Below are 25,223 nucleotides of genomic sequence, written 5' to 3'. Positions count from 1 at the left end.
GCGCCCATCACAGGCCGGATATACGAATGCAACCGCGCTGACGACAGGTGCAAAGGCAAAGCTTTGCTCACTACTTGTGGGGAGAGTCCATATACAGTTGTTAGGGGCGCTAAATAGTTGGTTAGTAGCGGAATAATAGCCATCTTACTCAGAGCTATTGCAGAATTCATTGATGCTGGGGATTGCAAAGTGATAAGGGTTATTGGGAGATAGCGTATTTTTGAATTCTTCAAAATATAGCCCGGAACTATCGTTTGTGGTTGCATAAAAATGAGTCCAACCTACATAGCCTCCGAGAGAGTTTTTGGCGTTTATCTCTCCGCAAAATTGACTCATTTTATTGTCTGTCTTTATGTTTCTAAATTCCGCTGATTTAGGGTCAATGAGATTGCTTTTGCTGATAAGTAGCTCTCTGAGTTTTTCTTCTGCTGAATCCCCGCAGCCAGCAAGTGTGGATGAAATTAATAGCAAAAGAGATGCTTTGATATTGTTCATACTCTCTCCAATGTATATTTATTGGGGTTTAAGTGTTCGCTTTATTTGGCGGGTATCCACAGGATTGTACGATCCTTATCGTACATGTGTACTGGAACGAAGCCGCTTTGAGCTTTGTTCATGTATATGTCGGCTCTAGTTCCAGGTTTAATATTTTTGCAGATAAAATCAGTGGTTTTGTCTTGATTTCCAATGTCATAGGCTTGTGCAACATAAAAGCCGCCAGTTTGTTTTGAGTGGCTACTTATTTGGCTATGATGAATGGCGGCTTCCAAGGTAGTACAACCAAAGATTTCATTAGAAAATCCAACAGCAAGCGGTTTCTCTTCAAGAGTGGCGTTGTAGTAGTTGATTTGGTCGTTGGCTTGTTGAGAGTTAATCCAGAAAAATTTCTCGCCGGTTAGCTTTGGATGAATTATTTCTATTTTGATAACGCTATTTTCCTCGGTGTTCGTCAAGATGTAGAGCTTTGCTTCTGCGCTGGGAGGGAGTCTTTCGCATTGGGCTGAGCTTTCAACATAGTTACGTACATTGAAGTCGTCCTCTCTGTCGTAGGTTTCGACTAGACCTCCTGCTGCTTCGGGGCTGCTGCAAAAGTAAATTGAATTACCTTGTTCAATATATTTCTTGTCTTCAGCGTGAGCTGAGCTAGTAATGCTTGCTTGCAACATGGCTATTAGAAATAAATACTTCATGCGCGATACTCCAATTGAGCCCCTAACTATTAATTAGACGACATTCATGTCGCGTTTCCACGCGACAGCTGTCGCATAATCTTCCTTGTCGTCTTGCAAGTCCTTGTCTAGCTTGAAGGTTGTCGCGGCAAACGCGACAGCACCCAGGGAGAAACGCGACATGGATGACGGCAAGCCCAAGCTGCTGGATCAACTGCGCCAGCAGATTCGAGTCAGAAACTATTCCATCCGTACCGAAGCTGTCTATGCCGAATGGGTAAAGCGCTACATCCGCTTTCACCACTACCGGCATCCGGCGGAGATGGGCGCGGTGGAGATCGAGGCTTTTCTGACCCATCTCGCGGTTAAGCGCGATGTGTCCGCCTCGACACAGAACCAGGCTCTAGCAGGCTGTTGAAAAACTATCTGCGTTGCCACTGCTGCGTTAAAAACAGGCTCAAAATGCTCATTTACAGCTCGTAAACTCCGCTTTTTCGCCTGTTTTTGCCTTGCATTGGCTGCCTCGCCTACGTTTTTCAACGACCTGCTAGCCGCTTTGCTATTTCTCTACAAGGAGGTGCTCAAGCTGGATTTGCCCTGGTTACAGGGTGTCGTACGGGCGAAGAAACCCAAGCATCTGCCGGTGGTGCTTACCCGTATTGAGGTCGATGCCCTGTTGGCTCAATTGCAGGGCGATAGCTGGATAGTTGCGAATCTGCTCTATGGTGCTGGATTGCGATTGCTTGAAGCGCTGCGGCTAAGAGTCAAGGATGTCGACTTTACCCGGCGAGAAATCATCGTGCGTGATGGTAAGGGCCAAAAAGATCGGGTAACCATGCTGCCAATGCGTGTCGTCGAGCCGTTACGGCAACATTTGAACAAGGTGCAGCGCGTGCATCAGGGCGATCTGGCCGAAGGCTTTGGCGAGGCTAATTTGCCGTTCGCGCTGGCGCGCAAGTATCCGAATGCGGCGAAGGAGTGGGGATGGCAGTTCGTCTTCCGTCGGGCAATCGCTCTCAGGATCCACGCGGGCACGGCATTTATCGCCATCACCTGCATGAGAAAACCATCCAGAGGGCGGTGCGTGAGGCGGCGCGGCGTGCTGGCTTGATCAAGCATACGACGCCACATTCGTTACGTCATTCCTTTGCCACGCATCTTCTGGAAGCAGGCCAGGACATTCGCACCGTGCAGGAGTTGCTCGGCCACTCGGACGTGAAAACCACCATGATCTACACCCATGTGCTCAACCGAGGTGGCCTGGCGGTATTGAGCCCTCTGGATCGCTGAGCACATATTCCATTTACTACTTGTTTCGGCCTGCTGACTGAACTTTTCAGTTTTGCTACGGTCTTGCCCTCGTCCGGGCGTGTGCTTTTCCGCGTCCGGCGTTCTTGCGGCCTGCGCTTTAGCGATGGTTTCGCTGAGCGCAGGCCATTCGCGACGGTGAGAGGCCATGATCGATATAAGAAACCTGACCAAGCGTTTTGCGCAGCACACGGCAGTCGATGACTTGTCGTTCCGGGTCCAGCCAGGGGAAGTGCTGGGCTTTCTAGGCCCCAACGGGGCCGGCAAATCCACCACCATGAAAATGCTCACCGGCTTTCTCGCGCCGACCTCCGGTACGGCGAGCATCCTCGGTTGCGATATCCAGACCCAGACTCTCAAGGCCCAGCGGCAGATCGGTTATCTGCCGGAAGGCGCGCCTTGCTATGGCGACATGACGGTGCGTGGCTTTCTCGACTTTATCGCCGAGGTGCGCGGTTTTCGCGGCGCCGAGAAGACGCTTCGCGTGCAGCGCGCTGTGGAGCAGGTGGAGCTGGAAAAGGTGCTGGAGCAGAGCATCGAGACGCTGTCCAAGGGCTTCAAGCGCCGCGTTGGCCTGGCCCAGGCGATTCTGCATGACCCGCGCGTGCTGATCCTCGACGAGCCCACCGACGGCCTCGACCCCAACCAGAAACATCAGGTGCGTCAGCTTATTCAGGGCCTGGCCCGCGACAAGATCGTGATCATTTCTACCCATATCCTCGAAGAGGTCACGGCGCTGTGCACACGCGCGGTGGTGATCGCCCAGGGCCGCTTGCTGGCCGATGGTACGCCGCTGGAGTTGGAAAGCCGCTCGCGCTACCACCAGGCGGTGACGCTGGTGGCCGATGAGGCGCTGGATCAGGCAGCCCTCGCGGCGCTGCCGGGCGTCGCCGGTGTCGAGGAAAACGCCCGTGAGCACAGCCTGAGCGTGCTGGCGCAGCCGGGCGAGGTGATCTTCCCGCAGGTCAATGCGCTGATTGCCGAGCGCGGCTGGAAGGTCAAGGAACTCAACGTGGAACGCGGCCGCCTGGATGAAGTGTTCCGCACGCTGACCCGGGGAGAGCAGCCATGACCCAGTTGCCCGTGATCTTCAAGCGCGAGCTGGCGAGCTATTTCGCCACGCCGCTGGCTTATGTGTTCATCGTCATCTTCCTGGTGCTGTCCGGGGTGTTCACCTTCTACCTGGGTGGCTTCTTCGAGGGCGGCCAGGCCAATCTCTCGGCCTTCTTCAACTTCCACCCGTGGCTCTATCTGTTCCTGGTGCCGGCCATCGCCATGCGCCTGTGGGCAGAGGAGCGCAAATCCGGCTCCATCGAGTTGCTCATGACCCTGCCGATCACCCGCTTCGAGGCGGTTACCGGCAAGTTCCTGGCGGCCTGGGTGTTCGCCGGCATCGCGTTGCTGCTGACCTTCCCGATGATCATCACGGTCAACTACCTGGGCGAGCCGGACAACGGCGCCATCGTCACTGGCTACATCGGCAGCTGGCTGCTGGCCGGCGCCTATCTCGCCATCGGCTCGTGCATGTCGGCGCTGAGCAAGAATCAGGTGATCGCCTTCATCCTCGCGGTCAGCGCCTGCTTCCTGTTCATCGTCAGCGGTTTTCCGATGGTGCTCGACGCCTTCGCCTGGGCGCCGCAGTGGCTGGTGGACGCCATCGCCTCGCTGAGCTTTCTGGTGCGCTTCGACGCCATCAGCAAGGGCGTGATCGATCTGCGCGACCTTTTGTATTTCCTCTCGCTGATCGCCGCCTGGCTGACCGCCACCGCCGTGGTCATCGACCTGAAGAAAGCCGACTGAGGAGCGCCCATGAAAAAGCTGATCTATTCCGGCGCAGGGTTGCTGCTGATCGCGGCGGCCTTTCTCGCCTTCAACCTGCTGGCCGGCCTGGGCCTGGGCGGTGCCCGCCTGGACCTGACCGAGCAGAAGCTCTACACCATCTCCGATGGCACCAAGCAGATCCTTGGTGAGCTGGACGAGCCGATCAACCTGTACTTCTTCTACTCGGACAAGGTGGCCAAGAACCTGCCGGCGCTGCGCACCTATGCCCAGCGCGTGGAGGAGATGCTCAAGGCCTACCAGGCCCAGGCTGGCGGCAAGATCCGCCTGCATATCATCGACCCCGAGCCGTTCTCCGAAGATGAGGACAAGGCCGCGCAATACGGTCTGCAGGACATTCCGCTGCAGCAGGGCGGCGACTCGATCTACTTCGGCCTGGCTGGCACCAATGGCCTGGACGACACCCAGGTGATCCCGTTCTTCGCCCTGGATCAGGAGGAGCATCTGGAGTACGAGCTGAGCCGCCTGGTGCAGACCCTGGCCAAGCCGGAGCTGCCGGTGGTTGGCGTGCTCTCCGGGCTGTCGATGACCGGCGGTTTCGACATGATGGCGCGGCAGCCGACGCCGCCGTGGATGGTGCTGGAGCAGGTGCGCCAGTTGTTCCAGATCGAGCAACTCAAGGCCGATGTCGACCAGATTCCCGATAGCGTCTCAGTGCTCTGGCTGGTGCATCCGAAGAATCTGCCCGAGCAGACCCTCTACGCCATCGACCAGTTCGTGCTGCGCGGCGGCAAGCTGATGGTCTTCGTCGACCCCTATGCCGAGGCTGACACCGGCGATATGCCGGGCGAGGTGGCGGTGGACCGGGCGTCGAACATCGAGCCGCTGTTCAAGGCCTGGGGCTTGCGCATGGTGCCGGACAAGGTGCTTGGCGATGGCTCCTACGCCATGTCGGTCAACCGTGGTCAAGGCCAGCGTCCGGTTCGTCACGCTGCCTGGCTGAGCTTGCCGCGCAAGGCGCTGGATCAGACCGATATCGCCACGGCCGGGCTGGAGAGCGTCACCGTTGCCACGGCTGGAATTCTCGAACCGGTGGAGGGGGCGAAGACGCGCTTTACCCCGCTGATGCAAAGCTCCGAATACGCCATGCCGTTCGACGCCCAGCGCTTCGCCATGCTCAGCAACCCCGAGGAGCTGATCCGCGAACTGGAGCCGACCGGCGAGCGCTACACCATCGCCGCGCGCATCGATGGCCCGGCGCAGAGCGCCTTCCCCGATGGCATCGAAGGACGCAAGGACGGCCTCAAGCAGGCGGACACCATCAACGTCATCGCCGTGGCTGATACCGACATTCTCAGTGATCGCATGTGGGTGCAGGTGCAGGACTTCTTCGGCCAGCGCATGCCGCAGCCCTGGGCGGACAACGGCAGCTTCACCATCAACGCGCTGGACAACCTGACCGGCTCCGAGGCGCTGATCAGCGTGCGTTCGCGTGGTCGCTTCAGCCGTCCGTTCGTGGTGGTCGAGGAGTTGCAGCGTGCTGCCGAACAGCGTTTCCGTGACAAGGAGCAAGCCTTGCAGGCACGCCTGGCCGAGACGGAGCAGCAACTGGCGGCGCTGCAGCAAAGCGACGATCCAAGCCTGGAGCTGACGCCGGAGCAGCAGGGCGCGTTGCAGCGCTTCATCCAGCAGAAGCTGGAGATTCGCAAGGAGCTGCGCGAGGTGCGCTACCAGCTCAATGCCGATATCGAGGCGCTGGGTCGTACGCTGAAGATCATCAACATCGCCCTGGTGCCGGCGCTGCTGACCCTTGGCGTGTTGGCATTGTGGCTGTGGCGGCGCCGTCGCCGCGCTTGAGGGTTATCTCTTGTAGGAGGGGCTTCAGCCGCGACCGTCGCCGCTGAAGCGCCTCCACCAATGTCTGGTTTTTCCAGAGGCCCGTAGGGTGCGCCGTGTGTTCAGCCGGGAAGCATCGGTGCGCACGGCTCACCCTACGCGGCTTCATCCTATCCAAGGGTGAAAAGATCATGGGACGTAAAGGTCTGATCGCATTGATCGTCATCGTGCTGCTTTGTGTGCTGGGTTACCTGGCCGTGCAGCGCGGCCAGCAGCAGAGCACGGCGCAAATCGAGTCGGCGCCCTGGCTGGCAGCCGAACAGGGCTATCTGAATACGCTGCAGGCACTGGAGATCGAGGCGCCGGGGCAGCCCTCGGTACTTATCGAGCGACGTGGTGATACCTGGGTAGTGCCGGCCAAGGCCGACTATCCGGCGGCGCCGCAAGCGCTGGCCGAACTGCTGCGGGCATTGCGTGAGGCGCGCACGCAGGAGGCCAAGACCGCCAACCCGCAGTGGCATGCTCGTTTGGGCTTGGCCGAGGAGGGCGCGGCCGATGAGCAGGCGCTGCGTCTGAAGCTGCAGTTCGACGGGCATCCCGACCTGGGGCTGCGCTTGGGTAATCCCTCTCAGCAAGGCAGTGGGCAACTGGTGCGTCGTGCCGGCGAGGATCAGGTGTGGCTGATCGATCAGCAGTTGCAGGTGCCGACGCGTGAGCTGGACTGGCTGGATCGGCGTGTCAGCGACATTCCCTTCACGCGCATCGCGCGCCTTGAGCTGCGCTACGCCGATGGCGAGAAACTTACCCTGACGCGTGCCGATGCCCAGCAGTACAACTTCGCTGTCGCAGAACTGCGCAAGGAACAGAAACTCAGCTTCGAGGGTGCGGCCAATGGCGTCGCCCTGGTCTTCTCCAACCTGCAGTTCGCCGATGCCGCGCCATTGGCGCAGATAGGTTTCATGCAGGCGCCGATGCTGCAGTTCAGCCTCAGCGGTTTTGCCGAGGAGAAGCTCGAAGGAGCGTTGTACAAGCAGGGTGAGCAGTATTGGTTGGTGCTTGGCGAGCGTGAAGGTTTCAACGCAGCAGAGGTGAGTGCGCGCAGTGACTGGGCATATCGACTGGAGCCTGATCAGGTGCAGCGGCTGGCGAAGAAGTTGCGCGATCTGTTAGTAAAAAGCCCATAAAACAAGCTGTAACCCGCATATCTTCTGGGTTCGTGGCGGTTTTGAAAAAGTGCTTTTCAGTCACAATCCATGCTTTATACTCGGCCTTCGGCTGCAGCAAGAACGCGAATCGCTTGACCTGCTCCATGCTCGATTGCCGGGGGTGGCGAACGCTGAGAAGAACGTTTTTACCGAGCCGTCAAAGCGCCTTCGGGACAATAAAAACATAGCGAGTTTGGAGAAGTTGGTAATGGCAGATCGTGAGACGGGAACCGTCAAATGGTTCAATGATTCCAAGGGTTACGGGTTCATTCAGCGCGAAAGCGGCCCGGACGTATTCGTTCACTACCGCGCCATTCGTGGCGATGGCCACCGCACCCTGGTCGAAGGCCAGAAGGTCGAGTTCGGTGTGACCCAGGGCCAGAAAGGCCTGCAGGCGGAAGACGTCTCCGCGGTCTGAGCTCCAACTCGAAATACAACAAGGCCCGTCGATGACGGGCCTTGTTGTTTGTGGGCGCTGTATTTCGTAGGGCGGGTGAAACCCGCCGAAAGACGTGGAGGGTTGCTCGGTACGTCCCTCTCCCATAAAGGGGAGAGGGGCTGGGGGAGAGGGCTGAAATCACTGCAAGTCTGCCGGCCACCCCTCTGCGAACGCGGCCCGCCCTAACCCTCTTCCCAGAGGGGCGAGGGCACTGAACGCGTCCGACCGTCGCTTAAGTGAACAGCGTTACCGTCGATGACCGGCCTTGTTCTTTGTGGTCTGTTCGGGCCGCGAAGGTGAAGAACACTGTAGCCTGGATGAAATCCGGGAAATCCGGGAAATCCGGGAAATGCGCTGATCCCCGGATTTCATCCGGGCTACGGGCGAAGATAGTGACTCCACGCAGCTTTGCGTAGGAGCCCCGCCCCGGGGCGAAGCTTTGTCGTCCTGATTCGCGGCGGGGCGCCGCTCCTACAGATTTGGCGCTTGCGCTAAGCGGCCGCTATTGATCTGTACGCCAGACGATTTCGGTTTCACCATCGGCGTCGACCTTGATCCAGCGGTCGGCTTCCTCGTCGCTTTCATCCTCAACCCAGGTGCCGGGTGCGCAGCGAATCTGTACGCCGAGCGCGGCATGGGCGGCGCGGGCGCAAGCCAGGTCGTCGTCCCAGGGCGTGGCGTCGCTTTCCAGGTACAGGCTGTGCCATTTGCCCACGGCTTTCGGCAACCAGGTCACCGGCACGTCACCGGCCTTGCACTTGAAGGTCTGGCCTTTCTGCTGCCAGTCGCTGCATGGGCCAAGTGCTTCACCCAGCCATTGCGCCACGGCATCACGTTCGGCGTCTTTGAGGTAGATCTCGATGTCGGGTTGGCGCATGGCTTTCAGTCCTGAGAGCGTGGGCTCTGGGTTTTGACGATCCAATCGTAGCGGATGGCGACGGTAACTTCGAAGGGCTCGGCGATCACTGCTTCACGGCGTTCGGCACTGGCGCGCCAGCCGTGTGGGGTCATGGCCAGCAGGTCGGCGCGAGCCTGAGCGTCGGCCAGGTGCAGCGGGAATTCGAGGGTTTCGCTGTGGGCCAGGTGCATGCCGGGCGGAATCAGCGCCAGGTGCTTCTCGTCGTCGTAGTCGCGTACTTCGTCGTACAGCTTCTGCCGCAGCTCCATCAGGTGGCCGCGAGTCGGGCCCATGCGCAGCAAGCCGCCGCCGGGTGCGAGCAGGCGTTTGGCCTCGGCCCAGTCCAGCGGGCTGAAGACGCTGGCCAGTAGGTCGCAACTGGCATCGGCCAATGGCACGCGGGCCATGCTCGCCACCAGCCAGCTCAGCTGCGGAGCACGTTTGCACGCGCGTTTCACCGCCTCGCGGGAGATGTCCAGGGCATAACCGTCGGCGGCGGGCAGGGCGCGGGCGGTCTGTTCGGTGTAGTAACCCTCGCCACAACCGATATCCAGCCAGCGCGCCGGCTTGTACTCGGCAGCCAGTGCGGCCAGGCGTGCGGCCAGCGGTGCGTAGTGGCCGCCGTCGAGAAAACGCCGGCGGGCCTCGACCATGGCGGCGTTGTCGCCGGGGTCGCGGCTGTTCTTGTGTTGCACTGGCAGCAGGTTGAAGTAGCCCTGGCGCGCGCGGTCGAAGCTGTGGCGGTTTTCGCAGGCCAGGCCGTTGCCGCTGGGCATCAGCGGCGCTTGGCAGATGGGACAGATCAGCATTGGCATGCACGTCGCGTAGCGACGTTCTCCCTGAATCCTTCTCCCTCTGGGAGAAGGTGGCGCGCAGCGGCGGATGAGGGCAATGGGCGGATTACTGACATCGGATTTGCTTCGCCCATCATGCCAGCAATTTCACCAGGGTTCGGTAATAGACTTCGGTGAGCAGGTCGAGGTCGCTGGCCAGTACGCGCTCGTTGATCTGGTGGATGGTGGCGTTGACCGGGCCGAGCTCGACCACCTGGGTGCCCAGGGTGGCGATGAAGCGACCGTCGGAGGTGCCGCCGCTGGTGGACGGCGTGGTGTCGCGACCGGTGACGTTCTTGATGCTGGCGGCCACTGCGTCGAGCAGGTCGCCCGGCTGGGTAAGGAAGGGCAGGCCGGACAGCGCCCACTCCAGGTGGTAGTCCAGGCCGTGCTTGTCGAGAATGGTGGTGACGCGTTGCTGCAGCTCCTCGACGGTGGATTCGGTGGAGAAGCGGAAGTTGAACACCGCTTTCAGCTCGCCGGGGATGACGTTGGTCGCGCCAGTGCCGGAGTTGAGATTGGACACCTGGAAGCTGGTCGGCGGGAAGTAGTCGTTGCCATGATCCCAATGTTCGGCGGCCAGTTCGGCCAGTGCCGGGGCGGCCAGGTGAATCGGATTCTTCGCCAGGTGCGGGTAGGCGACGTGGCCTTGCTTGCCGTACACGGTGAGGGTGCAACCGAGGGAGCCACGACGGCCGTTCTTCACCACGTCACCGAGCAGAGTGGTGCTCGACGGTTCGCCGACGATGCACCAGTCCAGGCGCTCGTTACGCTCGCGCAGGCGCTCGACCACCGCCTTGGTGCCATGCTGAGCCGGGCCTTCTTCATCGCTGGTGATCAGGAAGGTGATGGCGCCCTTGTGGTTCGGGTAGTCGGCGACGAAGCGCTCCACCGCGATGATCATGCTCGCCAGGCTGCCTTTCATGTCCGCTGCGCCTCGGCCGCAGAGCATGCCGTCTTCATCGACGCGCACGTCGAACGGCTGGTACTGCCAGGCGTCCAGCGGGCCGGTGGGTACCACATCGGTGTGGCCGGCGAAGCACAGCACCGGGCCGTCGCCACCGCGTTTGGCCCAGAAATTCTCCACCTCTTCGATGCGCATGCGCTCAACCTCGAAGCCGCACGCGGCCAGACGGCGCATCATCAGCTCCTGGCAACCTTCGTCGACCGGGGTCACGGACGGGCGGCGGATCAGGTCGAAGGCGAGTTCCAGGGTCGGGGTGAGGGTGGCGGTCATTGCGGCTCCGGTACGGCGGCTAGCGTGAAGGCTGGCCATATTACCGTGAAAGTCGCGCAGCGACGCCATCCTTGATGCCCTTCTCCCTCTGGGAGAAGGTGGCGCGAAGCGCCGGATGAGGGAGGGCCGCACGGCGCATTCGCGGTAAATGCAGCTCGATACGACGGGCCGACGGCTGACCTGTTCGACAGGCTTGGGTGGGCAGGGTGCTATCTCTATAATGCGCGCCTTCTTGCAGGGGGTGTGATGGGTACTGACGATCAGCGATTCGGCGGCATAGCCCGGCTTTACGGCCAGGAGGGCTATCAACGACTGGCAGCGGCGCACGTGGCGGTAGTCGGCATCGGCGGCGTCGGTTCCTGGGCGGCCGAGGCGCTGGCGCGCTCGGGTGTCGGCGAGATTTCCCTGTTCGACCTGGACGATGTTTGCATCACCAACACCAATCGCCAGGTGCACGCCGTCGAAGGCGCGGTGGGCAAGGCCAAGGTCGATGAGATGGCCGCGCGCATCCGCGCCATCAACCCGGCCTGCGTGGTGCATGCGGTGGCGGATTTCGTCACCCGTGAGACCATGGCCGAGTACATCACCGAGCAGCTCGACGGTGTGATCGACTGCATCGACAGCGTGCCGGCCAAGGCGGCTCTGATCGCCTGGTGCAAGCGGCGCAAGATTCAGATCGTCACCACCGGCGGCGCGGGCGGGCAGGTCGACCCGACGCAGATTCAGGTCACCGACCTGAACAAGACCTTCAACGACCCGCTGGCGGCCAAGGTGCGCAGCCTGTTGCGCCGCGACTATGGCTTCTCGCGTACGCCGGGCCGCACCTACAGCGTCCCTTGCGTGTTCTCCACCGAGCAACTGCGTTACCCCAAGCCGGATGGCACGGTCTGTCAGGCCAAGGGCTTCGTCGGTGAAGGGGTGAAACTCGACTGCGCGGGCGGTTTCGGCGCGGTGATGATGGTCACCGCCAGCTTCGGCATGGCTGCTGCGGCCAAGCTGGTGGACAAACTGGTGGCTGGCGCCCGTCGTCCGGCAGAGCGCCAATCGAAAACCTGAGAAACGCCCGTGCACGGTGCGTTTGACTATGCTGGGCGAAGGGAGAGGTTGCAGTAGTCGACAGGGAGACGTCGAACATGATCCGTATCAGAGGTGATTTGTGTCGTACCTGTTTTGTAGCGTCGCGCTGAGAAGACGCTGGGCACGGATGCTCGCCTCCCTGACGCTACCTGTTTTGCTGGTAGCCCTTGGGCCCGTTCAGGCCGAGCCGCAGAAGCTGCGTATCGGCACCGGTGACTGGGCGCCTTACGTCGACCAAGAGCGCAGTGATGGTGGCGCTCTGGCGCGACTGATCAGCGCAGTGTTCGCTGAAGCGGGTTACCAGGTCGAATTCATCTTCCATCCCTGGGACCGCAACGTACTGATGCTGCAGCAGGGGCAGTTGCACGCGATCATGCCCTATAGCTGCAGCCCCAGTCGGCTCAATTACGGCATTTGTAGCGACCCGCTGGTGCGCGGGGAGATCGTTCTGTTCCATCGTCGCGATCAGGCGTTCGACTGGACCACGGTCGAGGACTTGTTGAAGTATCACATCGGCACGACGCTGGGTTACTCCTACGGCCCTGCGTTCGACGAGGCGTTGCAGGCCGGCCGCCTGAGCGTCGAGCAAAATGGCAAGGAGGACACCAGTTTTCGTCTTCTGGAGTTGGGTCGTATCGACCTGCATCCACAGGACCGCGCTGTCGGCTATGCCATGTTGAATCGTTTGTTTCCGGAAGATGGCGGTAAAATCGTGCATCATCCGCGGCAGTTGAATACCGAGCCACTGCGCTTGCTGTTTCGCAAGGGCGATCCTGAGAGCGTCAAGCTGTTGCGCGTGTTCAATGCCAGGCTGCGTGACTTTGCCCAGCGTGGTGACCTGCAGCGTCTACAGCAGGCGCTTAATTCCGGTAACGCCGATGACTGGAAACCCAGCACCTCGGCCCAGGCTGTGCGGGACTGAACCGCATCTGCCTACCTCCTTCCTCCAAGAGTTTTCTGCATGCTCAATAACGATGTACTGCGCAGCTTGCGCTATTTGCTGGATGTCAGCGATGGCAAGCTGGAAGAGCTATGCCGGTTGGCGGATTATCCCGTCGAACCGGGCCTGATCTCGGCCTGTCTGCTGCGTGAGGAGGAGCCCGGTTATCGATCCTGCAGCGATGTGCTGCTGGCGCACGTGCTCGAAGGTCTGGTGTTCCACAAGCGCGGCAAGGACGACAGCCGGCCGCGCCTGCCGGTGGAAAAACGCCTGAGTAACAACCTGATCTTGAAGAAGCTGCGCGTGGCCTTCGAGCTGCGCGACGACGATATCCAGGCGCTTCTGCAAGCGGTCGACCTGCCGATGACCAAGGCCGAGCTTGGCGCCCTGTTCCGCGCGCCGGGTCACAAGCACTTTCGCGAGTGCGGCGATCAGATCCTGCGCAATTTTCTGCGGGGGCTGACGTTGCGCGAGCGGGGCAAGAGCGACTAGTGACGTGACCCTGTCGCAATGGTGAAGAGCGTTCGTGGTCTTCGTAGGGGGGGGTAGCGGCGCCAAACGTCACACTATCAGACACCGCCATCGTTGTGCGCCGCGTAACCCACCAGGCGCCGTTCCTGCGTTGTACCAATTGGTAGGTTACGGCGCAGCATGTCTTGCGGGCTTCACCACCACCGCCAGCAGGCGCCTAACCCACACTACGGTGTTCAGGTCCCAGCCAGCTCGCGCATACGCTGCAGCACGGCATTGAGGCCGTTGCTGCGTGATGGCGACAGTTGTCTCTGCAACCCCAACTGGATGAACCAGTCGACCAGATCGACACTGGCCAGCTCGGCGCGAGGCAGACCTTCGACACGCGCCAGCAGCACGGCCAGCAAGCCACGCAGTAGGCGGGCGTCGCTGCTGGCGCGAAAGTGCAGGTGCTCGCCGCGTTGTTCGGCTATCAGCCAGACCAGGCTCTCGCAGCCATGCACGCGGTGCTCGTCGACGCGTTCGGTTTCGCTCAATGGCTCCAGACGTTCGCCCCACTGCATCAGCAGGCGCGCGCGCTGTTCCCAGCCTGGGCAGGCGGCAAAGGCTTCCAGTGCTTCCTGAGCGGCGACTGACAGGCTCATGGCGAGAGACTCCCGTAGCATGTAGGAGTGGCTTCAGCCGCGATGGTCCGGGTGCCAATATTCGCGGCTGAAGCCGCTCCTACGACGAACCATTGGCCGATCTTCATTGCAGCAGCTCCAGAGCATTATCCAGGGCGCTGAAGAATCGCCGCAGGTCCTCGCCGTCGTTGTACAGAGCGAGCGAGACGCGAATCGCACCACTCAGACCCAGGCTTTTCATCAGCGGCATGGCGCAGTGATGCCCGGCGCGCACGGCGATGCCCTGTTCGCTGAGCAGGTGAGCCAGGTCGGCGTTATGTACGCCGTCGACGCAGAAACTGGCCAGCGCCAACTGCGGCTCGCCGAGCAGACGCACGCCGTTGCGGCTTTGCAGGCCGGCCAGCAGTTCGGCATGCAGGGCCGCTTCATGATGTACCACGGCGGTGTGATCCAGCCCGTTTAGCCAGTCCAGTGCTGCGCCCAGGGCTATGACCGCTGAAACCGCTGGTGTACCGGCCTCGAAACCCAACGGAGCAGGGCGAAAGCGCGCGCTCTGGTAGTCGGCATCGAGCACCATCTCACCGCCGAATTGCCAGTGCTGCAATTTGCCCAACGCTTCGCGGCGGCCATACAGCAGGCCGACGCCATCCGGGCCGTAGAGCTTGTGCGACGAGCACACGTAGAAATCACAGCCCAGGGCCTGCAGATCGTGGCGACCATGCACTGCACCCTGGGCGCCGTCGACCACGCTGAATGCGCCTTGCGCACGTGCCAGGGCCAGCAGCTCGGCAAGCGGTTGCCAGCGGCCAAGCACGTTGGACAGCTGCGAGACCGCCAGCAGGCGGGTGCGTGGGCCGATCAGCCGAGCCGCTTGCTGCAGATCGATGCTGCCGGTGTGATCCAGCTGCAATACCACCAACTCGAGATTGCGGCGCTTGGCCAGTTGCTGCCAGGGCAGCAGATTGGCGTGGTGCTCCAGCGCGCTGACGACGATTTGCTCGCCAGCCTGCAGCAGATGCTCCAGGCCATAGGCCAGCAGGTTGAGTGATTCGGTGCTGCCGCGGGTAAAAATGATCTCCTCGCTGCTGGCCGCATTCAGCCATTGTGCAGCCCTGCTGCGTGTAGCCTCGAAGGCGCGGGTGGCACGTTCACCTGGCAGGTGCTGGGCACGGTGCACATTGGCCACGCCGCTGGCCAGGTAGCCGAGCAGGGCGTCCAGCACCGTCTGCGGTTTCTGCGCGGTGGCGGCGCTGTCCAGATAGGTCTGGCCTTCGGCTTCGAGGGCGAGAATGCCGGGGAAGTCGGCACGCCAGGGGGAGGTCAGTGACATGAGGAGCCTATCCCGTAGGGTGCGCCATGCGCACCAGGTCGCATGGCTTAGCGGTGCGCACGGCGCACCCTACGTGGGATCAGTTGTGGGCGTGCAGGGCTTCGTTCAGCTCGATGGCCGACTTGTGGGTCTTGCACTCCACGGCGCCGGTCAGCGAGTTGCGACGGAACAGCAGATCCGGCTGGCCAGCCAGGTCGCGCGCCTTGACCACCTTGACCAGGGCGTTGCCTTCGTCGAGCAGGTTCACCTTGGTGCCGGCGGTGATGTACAGGCCGGCTTCGACGGTATTGCGGTCGCCCAGCGGGATGCCGATGCCTGCGTTGGCGCCGATCAGGCAGCCTTCACCAACGCTGATGATGATGTTGCCGCCGCCGGACAGGGTGCCCATGGTCGAGCAGCCGCCGCCGAGATCCGAGCCCTTGCCGACGAAGACGCCAGCGGAAACGCGGCCTTCGATCATGCCTGGGCCTTCGGTGCCGCCGTTGAAGTTGACGAAGCCTTCGTGCATCACGGTGGTGCCTTCGCCGATGTAGGCGCCCAGGCGTACGCGGGCACTGTCGGCGATACGCACGCCGGCCGGCACCACGTAGTCGGTCATTTTCGGGAACTTGTCCACCGAGAACACTTCCAGCAGCTTGCCCTTCAGGCGGGCTTCCAGCTGGCGTTCGGCCAGCTCGCCGAGGTCGACGGCGCCCTGACTGGTCCAGGCCACGTTGGGCAGCAGCGGGAAAATGCCGGCCAGGCTCAGGCCGTGCGGCTTGACCAGACGATGCGACAGCAGGTGCAGCTTGAGGTAGGCCTCCGGGGTGCTGGTCAGCGCGGCGTCTTCAGCCAGGAAGGTGGCGACCAGCGGGTTGTGGCTTTCGGCCAGACGGGTCAGCAGCGCCGCTTGAGCGGCGTCCACGCCTTTCAGCGCTTCAGCCAGATCACCTGCTTGCACGGAGGTGAAGGCGATGGCTTGGTTACCACCTTGATAGCCGATGACCTCGGCGGCCTTGGCCACCAGCTCGCTGGCCGGATTGAGCAGCGGCAGGGCGTAGAAGACTTCCAGCCAGTTACCCTGGCGGTTCTGGGTGCCAACACCAAAGGCGATGCTGTAAAGGGAGGTGCTCATTAGATGGGGTTCCTTGCAACGAAATCGGGTGAGGTTGATCAGGCCAGCGCGGCTTGGTAGTTATCCGGCTTGAAGCCGACCAGGGTCTTGTCGCCCAGGTCGAGTACCGGGCGCTTGATCATCGAGGGTTGGGCCAGCATCAGTTCGATGGCCTTGACCTGGTCGAGATCGGCTTTCTGCGCGTCTTCCAGCTTGCGGAAGGTGGTGCCTGCACGGTTCAGGACGGTCTGCCAGCCATGCTCGTTGCACCACTTTTCCAGGTTTGCACGGTCGATCCCGACGCTCTTGTAGTCGTGAAAGGCATAGTCGACCTGGTGTTCATCGAGCCAGGTTCTGGCCTTTTTCATCGTGTCGCAGGCCTTGATGCCATACAGGACGTAACTCATTGATCTTCCTCTGATGAGTGGCGTGCCGGAAGGTCCGGGAAATACGGCGGGCCATTATGCCACGTCGCGTCCAGACGTGGCGGCGGCTGTCGCTGCGATGTGTTACAGCGCCGGCGTACAGCGTGTAGCCCGGATGCAATCCGGGAAGCATTGGCGGGCTATCCCCGGATTGCATCCGGGCTACGGAGCCAGCGGCTCGCGTAAAGCCCCTCCTGCAAGTCAAGTAGCTGTGGGAGGGGCTTTAGCCGCGACGGTTGAAGCAGTTCAGGCACTGCGGATAAAGCGGGCAATACGCTCGGCGGCCTCGATGCACTCGGCCAGTGGTGCTACCAGTGCCATGCGCACGCGGCCGGCACCTGGGTTGACGCCGTTCACTTCACGCGACAGGTACGAGCCGGGCACCACGGTGACGTGCTCGGTGGCGAACAGGTCGCGGGTGAACAGGGTGTCGTCACCCGGGGTACGTGCCCACAGGTAGAAGCCGCCATCCGGGCGCTGCACGTCCATCACCGGGGCGAGGATGTCCAGCACGGCAGCGAACTTCTCGCGGTACATGTCGCGGTTGGCGCGTACATGCGCTTCGTCGTTCCAAGCGGCAACGCTGGCCAGCTGGGTTTGTACCGGCATGGCGCAGCCGTGGTAGGTGCGGTACAGCAAGAAGTGCTTGAGGATGCTGGCGTCGCCGGCGACGAAGCCCGAACGCAGCCCTGGCAGGTTGGAGCGCTTGGACAGGCTGTGGAACACCACGCAACGTGCGAAATCGCTACGGCCCAGTTCGGCGCAGGCGCTAAGCAGGCCGGGCGGTGGTGCGTCCTCATCGAAATACAGCTCGCTGTAGCACTCGTCGGCGGCGATGACGAAGTCGTGCTCGTCGGCCAGGGCGATCAGTTTCTTCAGCGTCTCGACCGGGATCAGGGCGCCGGTGGGGTTGCCTGGCGAGCAGAGGAACAGGATCTGGCAGCGCTGCCAGATTTCGGCCGGCACGGCATCGAAGTCCGGGTTGAAGCCGTGAGCTTCCAGGCACGACAGGTAATGTGGCTCGGCGCCGGCGAGGAAGGCCGCACCTTCGTAGATCTGATAGAAGGGGTTGGGGCTGACCACCAAGCCCTTGGCATTGCGGTCGACCACCGCCTGGGTGAAGGCGAACAGCGCTTCGCGGGTGCCATTGACCGGCAACACGTGGCGCGCGGCATCCAGCCAGCCAGTCGGCACGCCAAAGCGGCGTTCGCACCAGTTGGCAATGCTCTGGCGCAGTTCCGGCAAGCCAAGCGTGGTCGGGTAGACGGCGAGCTTGTCGAGATTGGCGGTCAGTGCCTGGCCGACGAAGTCAGGCGAGCGATGCTTGGGTTCGCCGATGGACAGGGCAATCGGGCGCTTGTCGGCGGCCGGTTGTACGCTGCCGAGCAGTTCGCGCAGTTTCTCGAAAGGGTAGGGCTGGAGCTGGTCGAGGGCTGGATTCATCGTTATCTCGCGTACTTCGGAAAGCGGGGCGGCGCAATCATATGTTGATCTGCAGGGTCTGCGGTTGAGCGCTGGGCTCGGACAGGCGGCGGACGATGGTTTCCTGCAGGCGTGCACAGAGTTCGGGGTCGGACAGCGGCTGGTTGTTGGCGTCGGTGACGAAGAATACGTCCTCGACCCGTTCGCCGAGGGTGGCGATCTTGGCGTTCTGCAGCGACAGGTCGTATTCGAGGAAGATTCGCCCGATCCGCGCCAGCAGGCCGGGGCGGTCCGGTGCGGTCAGTTCGAGGATGGTCACCGGGCGCTGCGCGTCGTTGTGGATGGTCACCTGCGGTGCGAAGGCAAAGTGCTTGAGCTGGCGCGGCACCCTGCGCTGGATGATGGTCGGATAGTCGTCCGGGTTCTTCAGCGCTTCGATCAGGCCTTCGCGAATCTGCTGGATGCGTGCCGGGTTGTTGCCGATCGAGCCGCCGTCGGCATCCAGCACCACGTAGGTATCGAGGGTGAACTGGCTGGTGGAGGTGATGATCCGCGCGTCGTGAATGTTCAGGTTGAGCTGGCTCATCGCAGCCACGGTCACGGCGAAGAAGTCATGCTGATCCGGCGCGTAGATGAAGATCTGCGTGCCGCCTTCGAACTCGCGCTGGGTGGTTTCCTTAATCAGCACCAGCGGGCCGCCATCGTTGGGGTGCTGGAGAATGGCGTCGGTGTGCCAGGCCACGTCGGTGGCGGTGTGGCGCAGGAAGTAGTCGTCGCCCAGCTGGCTCCACAGCTGTTCGGCATCGTCCGGGTCGGTGCCGCCACGTACCAGGGTGTCCAGGGCCGCGCTCTGGGTCTGGCGAATCTGCTCTTCACGGTCCAGCGGGTTTTCCAGGCCGCGGCGCAGGGCGCGCTTGGTCTCGGTGTAGAGCTGGCGCAGCAGGCTGGCGCGCCAGGAATTCCACAGGCTGGGGTTGGTGGCGTTGATATCGGCCACGGTCAGCACGTAGAGGTAGTCCAGGTGCGTCTGGTCGCCGACGAACTGGGCGAAGTCATGGATCACCTGCGGGTCGGAGAGGTCCTTGCGCTGCGCGGTGGTGGACATCACCAGGTGGTGCTGCACCAGCCAGACGATCAGGGCGCTGTCCCAGGCCGGAAGATGATGGCGGCGGGCGAAGGCTTCGGCGTCTACCGCGCCCAGCTCCGAATGATCACCGCCACGACCCTTGCCGATGTCGTGATACAGGCCGGCGAGGTAAATCAGCTCGGATTTTGGCAGCTTGTCGATCAGCTTGCTGGCCAGCGGGAATTTCTCCGCCAGCTCCGGCCAGCGGAACTTGCGCAGGTGCTTGATCAGGTTGAGGGTGTGCGCGTCGACCGTATAGATGTGGAACAGGTCGTGCTGCATCTGCCCGACGATATGGCCGAACTCCGGCAAATAACGGCCGAGAATGCCGTAGCGGTTCATCCGGCGCAGGTTGCGGTGAATGCCTTCCTTGCACTTGAACAGTTCGATGAACAGGCTGGTGTTGCGGATGTCCTTGCGGAACTCGTCGTCGATCAGGTGGCGGCTGTCACGCAGCAGGCGGATGCTGTCGGCACGTACCCCTTTGATTTCCGGGTGCTGCGCCATGAGCACGAAGATTTCGATGATGGCGAAGGGGGTACGCTTGAACACGTTCGGGTGGGTGACTTCGATATAACCGTCGCGCACCTGGAAGCGGCTGTTCAGTGGCGTGGCCGGGCCGCTTTCGCCGGCGCGCAGGATCACTTCCTCGAAGTGCTGGTTGATCAGGTCCGACAGCTCGGAAATCCCCATCACCACGCGGTAGTACTTCTGCATGAAGTGTTCGATGCTGCGCTTGCCGTCGCCGTCCTGATAGCCGAACAGGGCGGCGATCTTGGCCTGGTGATCGAACAGCAGACGGTCTTCGGCACGCCCGGCGAGCATGTGCAGGGCGTAGCGCACCTTCCACAAAAATTCCTGGCTGGAGGAGAGCAGGGCGTATTCGCTCTCCAGCAGGAAACCGTGGCCGACCAAGGCCTGCAGGTTCAGCGTGCCGAACTGGCGGCGCGCCACCCAGAGCACGGTCTGGATATCACGCAGGCCGCCGGGCGAGCCCTTGACGTTGGGTTCGAGGTTGTACTCGGTGTCGTTGTACTTGGCATGACGCGCTCTGCGCTCGTCGCGCTTGGCCAGGTAGAAGTGCTTGCTCGGCCACATCTGATCGGTGCTGGTCACCTGCTGCATGCGCTGGCGCAGGTGTTCGGGGCCGGCGATGGTGCGGCTTTCCATCAGGTTGGTGATCACCGTCAGGTCGGCGCGTGCCTCTTCGGCGCATTCGTCGACCGAGCGCACGCTCTGGCCAACTTCCAGGCCGATGTCCCAGAGCAGGGTGAGAAAGCCTTCGATGGGCTCGCGGAAGATTTCGTGATCGCTGCTGTCGAGCAGGATCAGCAGGTCGATGTCCGAGTAAGGGTGCAGCTCGCCACGGCCGTAGCCGCCAACGGCGAGCAGGGCGATGTCGGCATCCTCGCTCCAGGTGAAGCGTTTCCAGGCTTCCTGCAGGATCTGATCGACGAACCAGGCGCGGTCTTCGACCAGGCGGCGAATGTCACGGCCGGCACGAAAGCGCGCATCGAGCACTTCATGCGCGCCGCGGATGGCCTTCTTGAATGCAGCGATGGGGCTGGATTTCAGGGCCAGCTCGGCCTGGAACTGACCGCGGTCAAACAGTTCGGGGTCCATCTGCGGCATGCAGTTGCCTTCCTTATATAAGGTGGGGTGCGCTTTGCGCACCACAAGCTTCAATGGTGCGCATGGCGCACCCTACGGATCGCGGTCAGGCCGAGGTGCGCGGCAGGGTGTCGTCGCTGCGCAGGGTCAGGATCTCATAGCCATCTGCGGTGACCAGCACAGTGTGCTCCCATTGCGCCGACAGCTTGCGGTCCTTGGTGATGGCGGTCCAGCCGTCGCCGAGCAGGCGGGTTTCCGGGCGGCCCTGGTTGATCATCGGCTCGATGGTGAAGGTCATGCCTTCCTTGAGCTCCATGCCGGTGCCGGCCTTGCCGTAATGCAGCACCTGCGGCTCTTCATGGAAGACCGCGCCAATGCCATGGCCGCAGTATTCGCGGACCACGGAGAAACCGTTCTTTTCCGCGTGCTTCTGGATCACTTCGCCGATATCGCCCAGGCGCGTGCCGGGTTTGACCAGCTCGATGCCTTTGTACATGCATTCCTGGGTGACCTTGGCCAGACGCTCGGCCCACTCGGCGACCTTGCCGACCATGAACATCTTGCTGGTATCGCCGTGGTAGCCGTCCTTGATCACGGTGACGTCGATGTTCAGCACGTCGCCGTCTTTCAGCGGCTTGTCGTTGGGGATGCCGTGGCACACCACATGGTTGACCGAGGTGCAGATCGACTTGGGGAAGCCCTTGTAGTTGAGCGGGGCGGGAATGGCCTGCTGCACGTTGACGATATAGTCGTGGCAGATGCGGTCGATTTCCTCAGTGGTGACGCCAGGCTTGACGTGTTCACCGATCATCTCCAGCACTTCGGCGGCCAGGCGGCCGGCCACGCGCATTTTCTCGATTTCTTCGGCGGATTTGATGGTGACGGTCATATGAAACTCTCGGGCACGAACGGAAAGGGCGATATATTAGCAGCTTCGCCGTGCCAGCCCCAAAGGGCACTGCAACCGCTGCAGGGCGTTACTGCGTTGTTTGCCAGCTTTTGTAGCCTGAGCCGGCTTTGTGTGGTATAAAACGCGCCGCTTTACGGGCACTAAGCCCGAAAGCTCAAACCCACACACGTATCGACACGGTTTCCTGGGTGCCTTTCGACAAGTTCGAGGGTTGGAAGCTGGGATGCGTGGAGGCCTAACCCGACTTATCAAGGAATTATCATGTCCCAAGTCAACATGCGCGATATGCTGAAGGCCGGTGTGCACTTCGGCCACCAGACCCGTTACTGGAACCCGAAAATGGGTAAGTACATTTTCGGCGCGCGTAACAAGATCCACATCATCAACCTCGAAAAAACCCTGCCGATGTTCAACGAAGCTCAGGCTTTCGTTGAGAAGCTGGCTGCTGGCAAGAACAAGATCCTGTTCGTCGGCACCAAGCGTTCCGCTGGCAAGATCGTTCGCGAAGAAGCTGCTCGTTGTGGCTCGCCGTTCGTCGATCACCGCTGGTTGGGCGGCATGCTGACCAACTACAAAACCATCCGCGCCTCGATCAAGCGTCTGCGTGAGCTGGAAGTTCAGTCCCAGGACGGTACTTTCGCCAAACTGACCAAGAAAGAAGCCCTGATGCGTACCCGTGATCTGGAAAAACTGGATCGCAGCCTGGGTGGTATCAAGGACATGGGCGGTCTGCCGGACGCTCTGTTCGTGATCGACGTTGACCACGAGCGCATTGCTATCACCGAAGCCAACAAGCTGGGCATCCCGGTTATCGGCATCGTCGATACCAACAGCAGCCCGGAAGGCGTTGACTACATCATCCCGGGTAACGACGACGCCATCCGCGCCATCCAGCTGTACATGGGTGCCATGGCCGACGCCGTGATCCGTGGTCGCAGCAATGCTGGCGGCGGCACTGAAGAGTTCGTCGAAGAAGCCGCGGCTGCCGAGAGCGCCGAAGGCTAAGCGGTAACGCAAAGCATCTAGCGTTACGCGCTGTGCAAGAAGGGGGCTAAGCCCCCTTTTTGCCACTCACAGATTTGATCGCCCGCCACGCGGGTGAATGGTTGAAGACCTACCGAGAGGATTTTCAAGATGGCAGAAATTACTGCAGCCCTGGTTAAAGAACTGCGCGAGCGTACTGGCCAAGGCATGATGGAGTGCAAGAAGGCCCTGGTTGCCGCTGCTGGCGACATCGAGAAAGCTATTGATGACATGCGTGCTTCCGGCGCCATCAAGGCTGCCAAGAAGGCTGGCAACATTGCCGCTGAAGGCTCCATCGCTGTTCGTGTCGAAGGCGGTCGTGGCCTGATCATCGAAGTCAACTCGCAGACCGACTTCCTGGCTCTGCAGGACGACTTCAAAGCCTTCGTCAAAGAAAGCATCGACGAAGCCTTCGAGAAGAACCTGACCGAAGCCGCTCCGCTGATCGCCTCGCGCGAATCCGCTCGTGAAGCCCTGGTTGCCAAGTGCGGCGAGAACGTCAACATCCGTCGCCTGACCGCTGTTTCTGGCGAAACCGTTGGTGCCTACCTGCACGGCCACCGCATTGGTGTTCTGGTTGTCCTGAAAGGCGGCAACGACGAGCTGGCCAAGCACGTTGCCATGCACGTTGCTGCCTCCAACCCGGCCGTTGTTTCGCCGGACCAGGTCTCCGAAGAGCTGGTTGCCAAGGAAAAGGAAATCTTCCTGCAGCTGAACGCCGAGAAGATTGCTGGCAAGCCGGAAAACATCGTCGAGAACATGATCAAAGGCCGTATCACCAAGTTCCTGGCCGAAGCCAGCCTGGTCGAGCAAGCCTTCATCATGGATCCGGAAGTCAAGGTCGGTGACCTGGTGAAGAAAGCCGGTGCCGAAATCGTTTCCTTCGTTCGTTACGAAGTGGGCGAGGGTATCGAGAAGGCCGAGACCGACTTCGCTGCCGAAGTTGCCGCTCAGGTTGCTGCCAGCAAGCAGTAATCGGCGGTTCGGCCAGTTGTCCCAGAGAGGCTGCCCGCTTGCGCGTGCAGCCTCTTTGCCGAATAAGGGGCAACAAATGTACTAACGGCCTTGCAACCTGAGGTCGCCGGCACGTTCGAAGTGCCGGATAATTGCAGCGCCCGAGCGCGTTGCTCAAGAATTTCATATCGCCGCAGGAGAGACTTGCAATGGCTCAGCAGACAACTGGTCGCCAACCTCGCTACAAACGCATTCTGCTCAAACTTAGCGGCGAGGCCCTGATGGGCTCGGAAGATTTCGGCATCGATCCCAAGGTGCTCGATCGCATGGCGCTGGAAGTCGGCCAACTGGTCGGTATCGGTGTGCAGGTCGGCCTGGTGATCGGTGGTGGCAACCTGTTCCGTGGCGCGGCGCTGTCCGCTGCTGGCATGGATCGCGTCACTGGCGACCACATGGGCATGCTGGCCACTGTGATGAACGCCCTGGCCATGCGTGATGCGCTGGAGCGCTCGAATATCCCGGCCATCGTCATGTCGGCGATTTCCATGGTCGGCGTGACCGATCACTATGACCGCCGCAAGGCCATGCGCCACCTGAAGACCGGTGAGGTGGTGATTTTCGCTGCTGGCACCGGCAACCCCTTCTTTACCACCGATTCGGCTGCCTGCCTGCGCGCCATCGAAATCGATGCGGACGTGGTACTGAAGGCGACCAAGGTCGATGGCGTGTACACTGCCGACCCGTTCAAAGACCCGCATGCCGAGAAGTTCGAGCGCCTGACCTATGACGAGGTGCTCGATCGCAAGCTGGGCGTGATGGATCTGACCGCCATCTGCCTGTGCCGTGATCACAACATGCCGCTGCGGGTTTTCAACATGAACAAGCCCGGCGCACTGCTGAACGTTGTAGTGGGTGGCGCCGAAGGAACTCTGATCGAGGAGGATGCACAATGATCAACGACATCAAGAAAGACGCTCAGGAGCGCATGAGCAAGTCCCTGGAATCGCTGGGTCGTAACCTGGCCTCCATTCGAACCGGTCGTGCCCATCCGAGCATTCTCGACAGCGTCAAGGTGCCGGCCTGGGGTAGCGACATGCCGCTGAACCAGGTTGCTGCGATCTCCGTCGAGGACGCGCGCACCCTGAAGATCGTCGCGCATGACAAGACCCTCAGTGCTGCCATCGAGAAGGCCATCATGACCTCCGACCTGGGCCTGAACCCGAGCAGCGCTGGTACCACCATCCGTGTGCCGATGCCGGCGCTGACCGAGGAAACCCGCAAGGGCTATACCAAGCAGGCGCGTGGCGTTGCCGAAGATGCCAAGGTCGCCGTGCGCAACGTGCGTCGTGATGCCCTGGCCGAGCTGAAGAAGCTGTCCAAGGCCAAGGAAATCAGCGAGGACGAAGAGCGTCGCGCCGCTGACGAGCTGCAGAAGATCACTGACAAGTTCATCGGTGATGTCGACAAGGCGCTCGAGGTCAAAGAAGCGGACCTGATGGCCGTCTGACGGCTGG

26 protein-coding genes and 1 pseudogene are annotated in these 25,223 nt (G+C 61.3%); 15 read left to right on the top strand and 12 right to left on the bottom strand.

The genetic code is table 11. The features are described 5' to 3' along the window. Positions 1-144: 144 nt before the first annotated feature. Both BLS08_RS26230 and BLS08_RS23000 read right to left on the bottom strand, forming a co-directional pair. Entirely contained in the window at positions 145-495 is a 351-nt protein-coding gene (locus tag BLS08_RS26230) for a hypothetical protein (RefSeq protein ID WP_139204293.1), read from the bottom strand. Between the two features lie 41 nt (positions 496-536). Continuing rightward, positions 537-1,190 (bottom strand): hypothetical protein, encoded by a 654-nt coding sequence (locus BLS08_RS23000; protein ID WP_090337574.1) that lies wholly within the window; start codon positions 1,188-1,190, stop codon positions 537-539. A gap of 160 nt (positions 1,191-1,350) precedes the next feature. Between BLS08_RS23000 and BLS08_RS22995 the strand changes: the two are divergent. The 8 genes and pseudogenes from BLS08_RS22995 to BLS08_RS22965 all read left to right on the top strand — a co-directional run. Beyond that, a pseudogene (locus BLS08_RS22995) lies at positions 1,351-1,578 on the top strand (site-specific integrase); the annotation flags it as partial. Positions 1,579-1,725: 147 nt separating this feature from the next. Continuing rightward, the gene (locus BLS08_RS22990) at positions 1,726-2,280 is read left to right on the top strand and encodes a tyrosine-type recombinase/integrase (protein ID WP_275942504.1); all 555 of its coding nucleotides are present in this window, start codon (positions 1,726-1,728) and stop codon (positions 2,278-2,280) included. Then, complete coding sequence (locus BLS08_RS26755) at positions 2,250-2,459, top strand: tyrosine-type recombinase/integrase (protein WP_236699057.1); 210 nt, start codon at positions 2,250-2,252, stop codon at positions 2,457-2,459. The genes BLS08_RS22990 and BLS08_RS26755 overlap by 31 nt, the downstream gene beginning before the upstream one ends. 166 nt (positions 2,460-2,625) lie before the next feature. Then, positions 2,626-3,549 carry an ABC transporter ATP-binding protein gene (locus BLS08_RS22985; protein WP_017674808.1) on the top strand — a complete coding sequence of 308 codons (924 nt, stop codon included), beginning with the start codon at positions 2,626-2,628 and terminating at the stop codon, positions 3,547-3,549. Next, on the top strand, positions 3,546-4,277 hold the full coding sequence (locus BLS08_RS22980; protein WP_003244158.1) for an ABC transporter permease subunit: 732 nt from the start codon (positions 3,546-3,548) through the stop codon (positions 4,275-4,277). The genes BLS08_RS22985 and BLS08_RS22980 overlap by 4 nt, the downstream gene beginning before the upstream one ends. Positions 4,278-4,286: 9 nt before the next feature. After that, positions 4,287-6,113, top strand: a complete 1,827-nt coding sequence (locus BLS08_RS22975) for a GldG family protein (protein ID WP_090337572.1) — start codon at positions 4,287-4,289, stop codon at positions 6,111-6,113. 170 nt (positions 6,114-6,283) lie between these two features. Then, the gene (locus tag BLS08_RS22970) at positions 6,284-7,276 is read left to right on the top strand and encodes a DUF4340 domain-containing protein (RefSeq protein ID WP_090337570.1); all 993 of its coding nucleotides are present in this window, start codon (positions 6,284-6,286) and stop codon (positions 7,274-7,276) included. Between the two features lie 229 nt (positions 7,277-7,505). After that, positions 7,506-7,715, top strand: coding sequence for a cold-shock protein (locus tag BLS08_RS22965; RefSeq protein WP_004423973.1), 210 nt, complete (start codon positions 7,506-7,508; stop codon positions 7,713-7,715). 523 nt (positions 7,716-8,238) lie between these two features. Here BLS08_RS22965 and BLS08_RS22960 read toward each other — a convergent pair. The 3 genes from BLS08_RS22960 to dapE form a co-directional block, all read right to left on the bottom strand. After that, complete coding sequence (locus BLS08_RS22960) at positions 8,239-8,613, bottom strand: hypothetical protein (protein WP_090337568.1); 375 nt, start codon at positions 8,611-8,613, stop codon at positions 8,239-8,241. 5 nt (positions 8,614-8,618) lie between these two features. After that, entirely contained in the window at positions 8,619-9,443 is an 825-nt protein-coding gene (locus tag BLS08_RS22955; protein ID WP_090337566.1) for a putative RNA methyltransferase, read from the bottom strand. A 118-nt stretch (positions 9,444-9,561) separates the two neighbouring features. Then, complete coding sequence (gene dapE / locus BLS08_RS22950) at positions 9,562-10,704, bottom strand: succinyl-diaminopimelate desuccinylase (RefSeq protein ID WP_017674802.1); 1,143 nt, start codon at positions 10,702-10,704, stop codon at positions 9,562-9,564. 246 nt (positions 10,705-10,950) lie between these two features. On the opposite strand from dapE, the gene tcdA reads away from it, so the two are divergent. The 3 genes from tcdA (at position 10,951) to BLS08_RS22935 (ending at position 13,213) form a co-directional block, all read left to right on the top strand. Continuing rightward, on the top strand, positions 10,951-11,760 hold the full coding sequence (gene tcdA / locus BLS08_RS22945; RefSeq protein ID WP_004423981.1) for a tRNA cyclic N6-threonylcarbamoyladenosine(37) synthase TcdA: 810 nt from the start codon (positions 10,951-10,953) through the stop codon (positions 11,758-11,760). A gap of 148 nt (positions 11,761-11,908) precedes the next feature. Further along, the gene (locus BLS08_RS22940; RefSeq protein WP_026088367.1) at positions 11,909-12,703 is read left to right on the top strand and encodes a substrate-binding periplasmic protein; all 795 of its coding nucleotides are present in this window, start codon (positions 11,909-11,911) and stop codon (positions 12,701-12,703) included. 39 nt (positions 12,704-12,742) lie between these two features. After that, positions 12,743-13,213: a YehS family protein gene (locus BLS08_RS22935; protein WP_017674799.1), complete on the top strand. Its 471-nt coding sequence runs from the start codon at positions 12,743-12,745 to the stop codon at positions 13,211-13,213. 215 nt (positions 13,214-13,428) lie between these two features. Here the strand turns inward: BLS08_RS22935 and BLS08_RS22930 are convergent, their stop codons facing one another. The 7 genes from BLS08_RS22930 to map all read right to left on the bottom strand — a co-directional run bounded on the left by BLS08_RS22930 (position 13,429) and on the right by map (position 21,711). Continuing rightward, a complete protein-coding gene (locus BLS08_RS22930; RefSeq protein ID WP_017674798.1) occupies positions 13,429-13,836 on the bottom strand; it encodes a SufE family protein in 408 nt (135 codons plus the stop codon). Positions 13,837-13,939: 103 nt separating this feature from the next. Next, positions 13,940-15,145 (bottom strand): aminotransferase class V-fold PLP-dependent enzyme, encoded by a 1,206-nt coding sequence (locus tag BLS08_RS22925; protein ID WP_017674797.1) that lies wholly within the window; start codon positions 15,143-15,145, stop codon positions 13,940-13,942. A 79-nt stretch (positions 15,146-15,224) separates the two neighbouring features. Beyond that, positions 15,225-16,259, bottom strand: a complete 1,035-nt coding sequence (gene dapD / locus BLS08_RS22920) for a 2,3,4,5-tetrahydropyridine-2,6-dicarboxylate N-succinyltransferase (protein WP_017674796.1) — start codon at positions 16,257-16,259, stop codon at positions 15,225-15,227. 38 nt (positions 16,260-16,297) lie between these two features. Next, the gene (locus BLS08_RS22915; RefSeq protein WP_017674795.1) at positions 16,298-16,645 is read right to left on the bottom strand and encodes an ArsC family reductase; all 348 of its coding nucleotides are present in this window, start codon (positions 16,643-16,645) and stop codon (positions 16,298-16,300) included. 264 nt (positions 16,646-16,909) lie between these two features. After that, positions 16,910-18,106, bottom strand: a complete 1,197-nt coding sequence (gene dapC, locus BLS08_RS22910) for a succinyldiaminopimelate transaminase (RefSeq protein ID WP_017674794.1) — start codon at positions 18,104-18,106, stop codon at positions 16,910-16,912. A 37-nt stretch (positions 18,107-18,143) separates the two neighbouring features. Then, a complete protein-coding gene (locus BLS08_RS22905) occupies positions 18,144-20,843 on the bottom strand; it encodes a [protein-PII] uridylyltransferase (RefSeq protein WP_017674793.1) in 2,700 nt (899 codons plus the stop codon). A gap of 85 nt (positions 20,844-20,928) precedes the next feature. Continuing rightward, the gene (map, locus tag BLS08_RS22900) at positions 20,929-21,711 is read right to left on the bottom strand and encodes a type I methionyl aminopeptidase (protein ID WP_017674792.1); all 783 of its coding nucleotides are present in this window, start codon (positions 21,709-21,711) and stop codon (positions 20,929-20,931) included. Positions 21,712-21,993: 282 nt separating this feature from the next. Between map and rpsB the strand changes: the two genes are divergently transcribed. From rpsB to frr, 4 genes are all read left to right on the top strand, one after another. Continuing rightward, complete coding sequence (gene rpsB / locus BLS08_RS22895; RefSeq protein WP_017674791.1) at positions 21,994-22,737, top strand: 30S ribosomal protein S2; 744 nt, start codon at positions 21,994-21,996, stop codon at positions 22,735-22,737. 129 nt (positions 22,738-22,866) lie between these two features. After that, positions 22,867-23,730, top strand: coding sequence for a translation elongation factor Ts (gene tsf / locus BLS08_RS22890; RefSeq protein ID WP_017674790.1), 864 nt, complete (start codon positions 22,867-22,869; stop codon positions 23,728-23,730). 188 nt (positions 23,731-23,918) lie between these two features. Next, complete coding sequence (gene pyrH, locus BLS08_RS22885) at positions 23,919-24,662, top strand: UMP kinase (protein WP_004424012.1); 744 nt, start codon at positions 23,919-23,921, stop codon at positions 24,660-24,662. After that, positions 24,659-25,216, top strand: coding sequence for a ribosome recycling factor (frr, locus tag BLS08_RS22880; protein WP_017674789.1), 558 nt, complete (start codon positions 24,659-24,661; stop codon positions 25,214-25,216). Before pyrH ends, frr begins: the two co-directional genes overlap by 4 nt. The last annotated feature ends 7 nt before the right edge of the window (positions 25,217-25,223 follow it).

Origin of the sequence: Ectopseudomonas chengduensis (assembly GCF_900102635.1) — a bacterium.
In the GTDB taxonomy this organism is placed as follows: Bacteria; Pseudomonadota; Gammaproteobacteria; order Pseudomonadales; family Pseudomonadaceae; genus Aquipseudomonas; species Aquipseudomonas chengduensis.
This window is presented reverse-complemented; position numbering and strand designations above follow the sequence as displayed.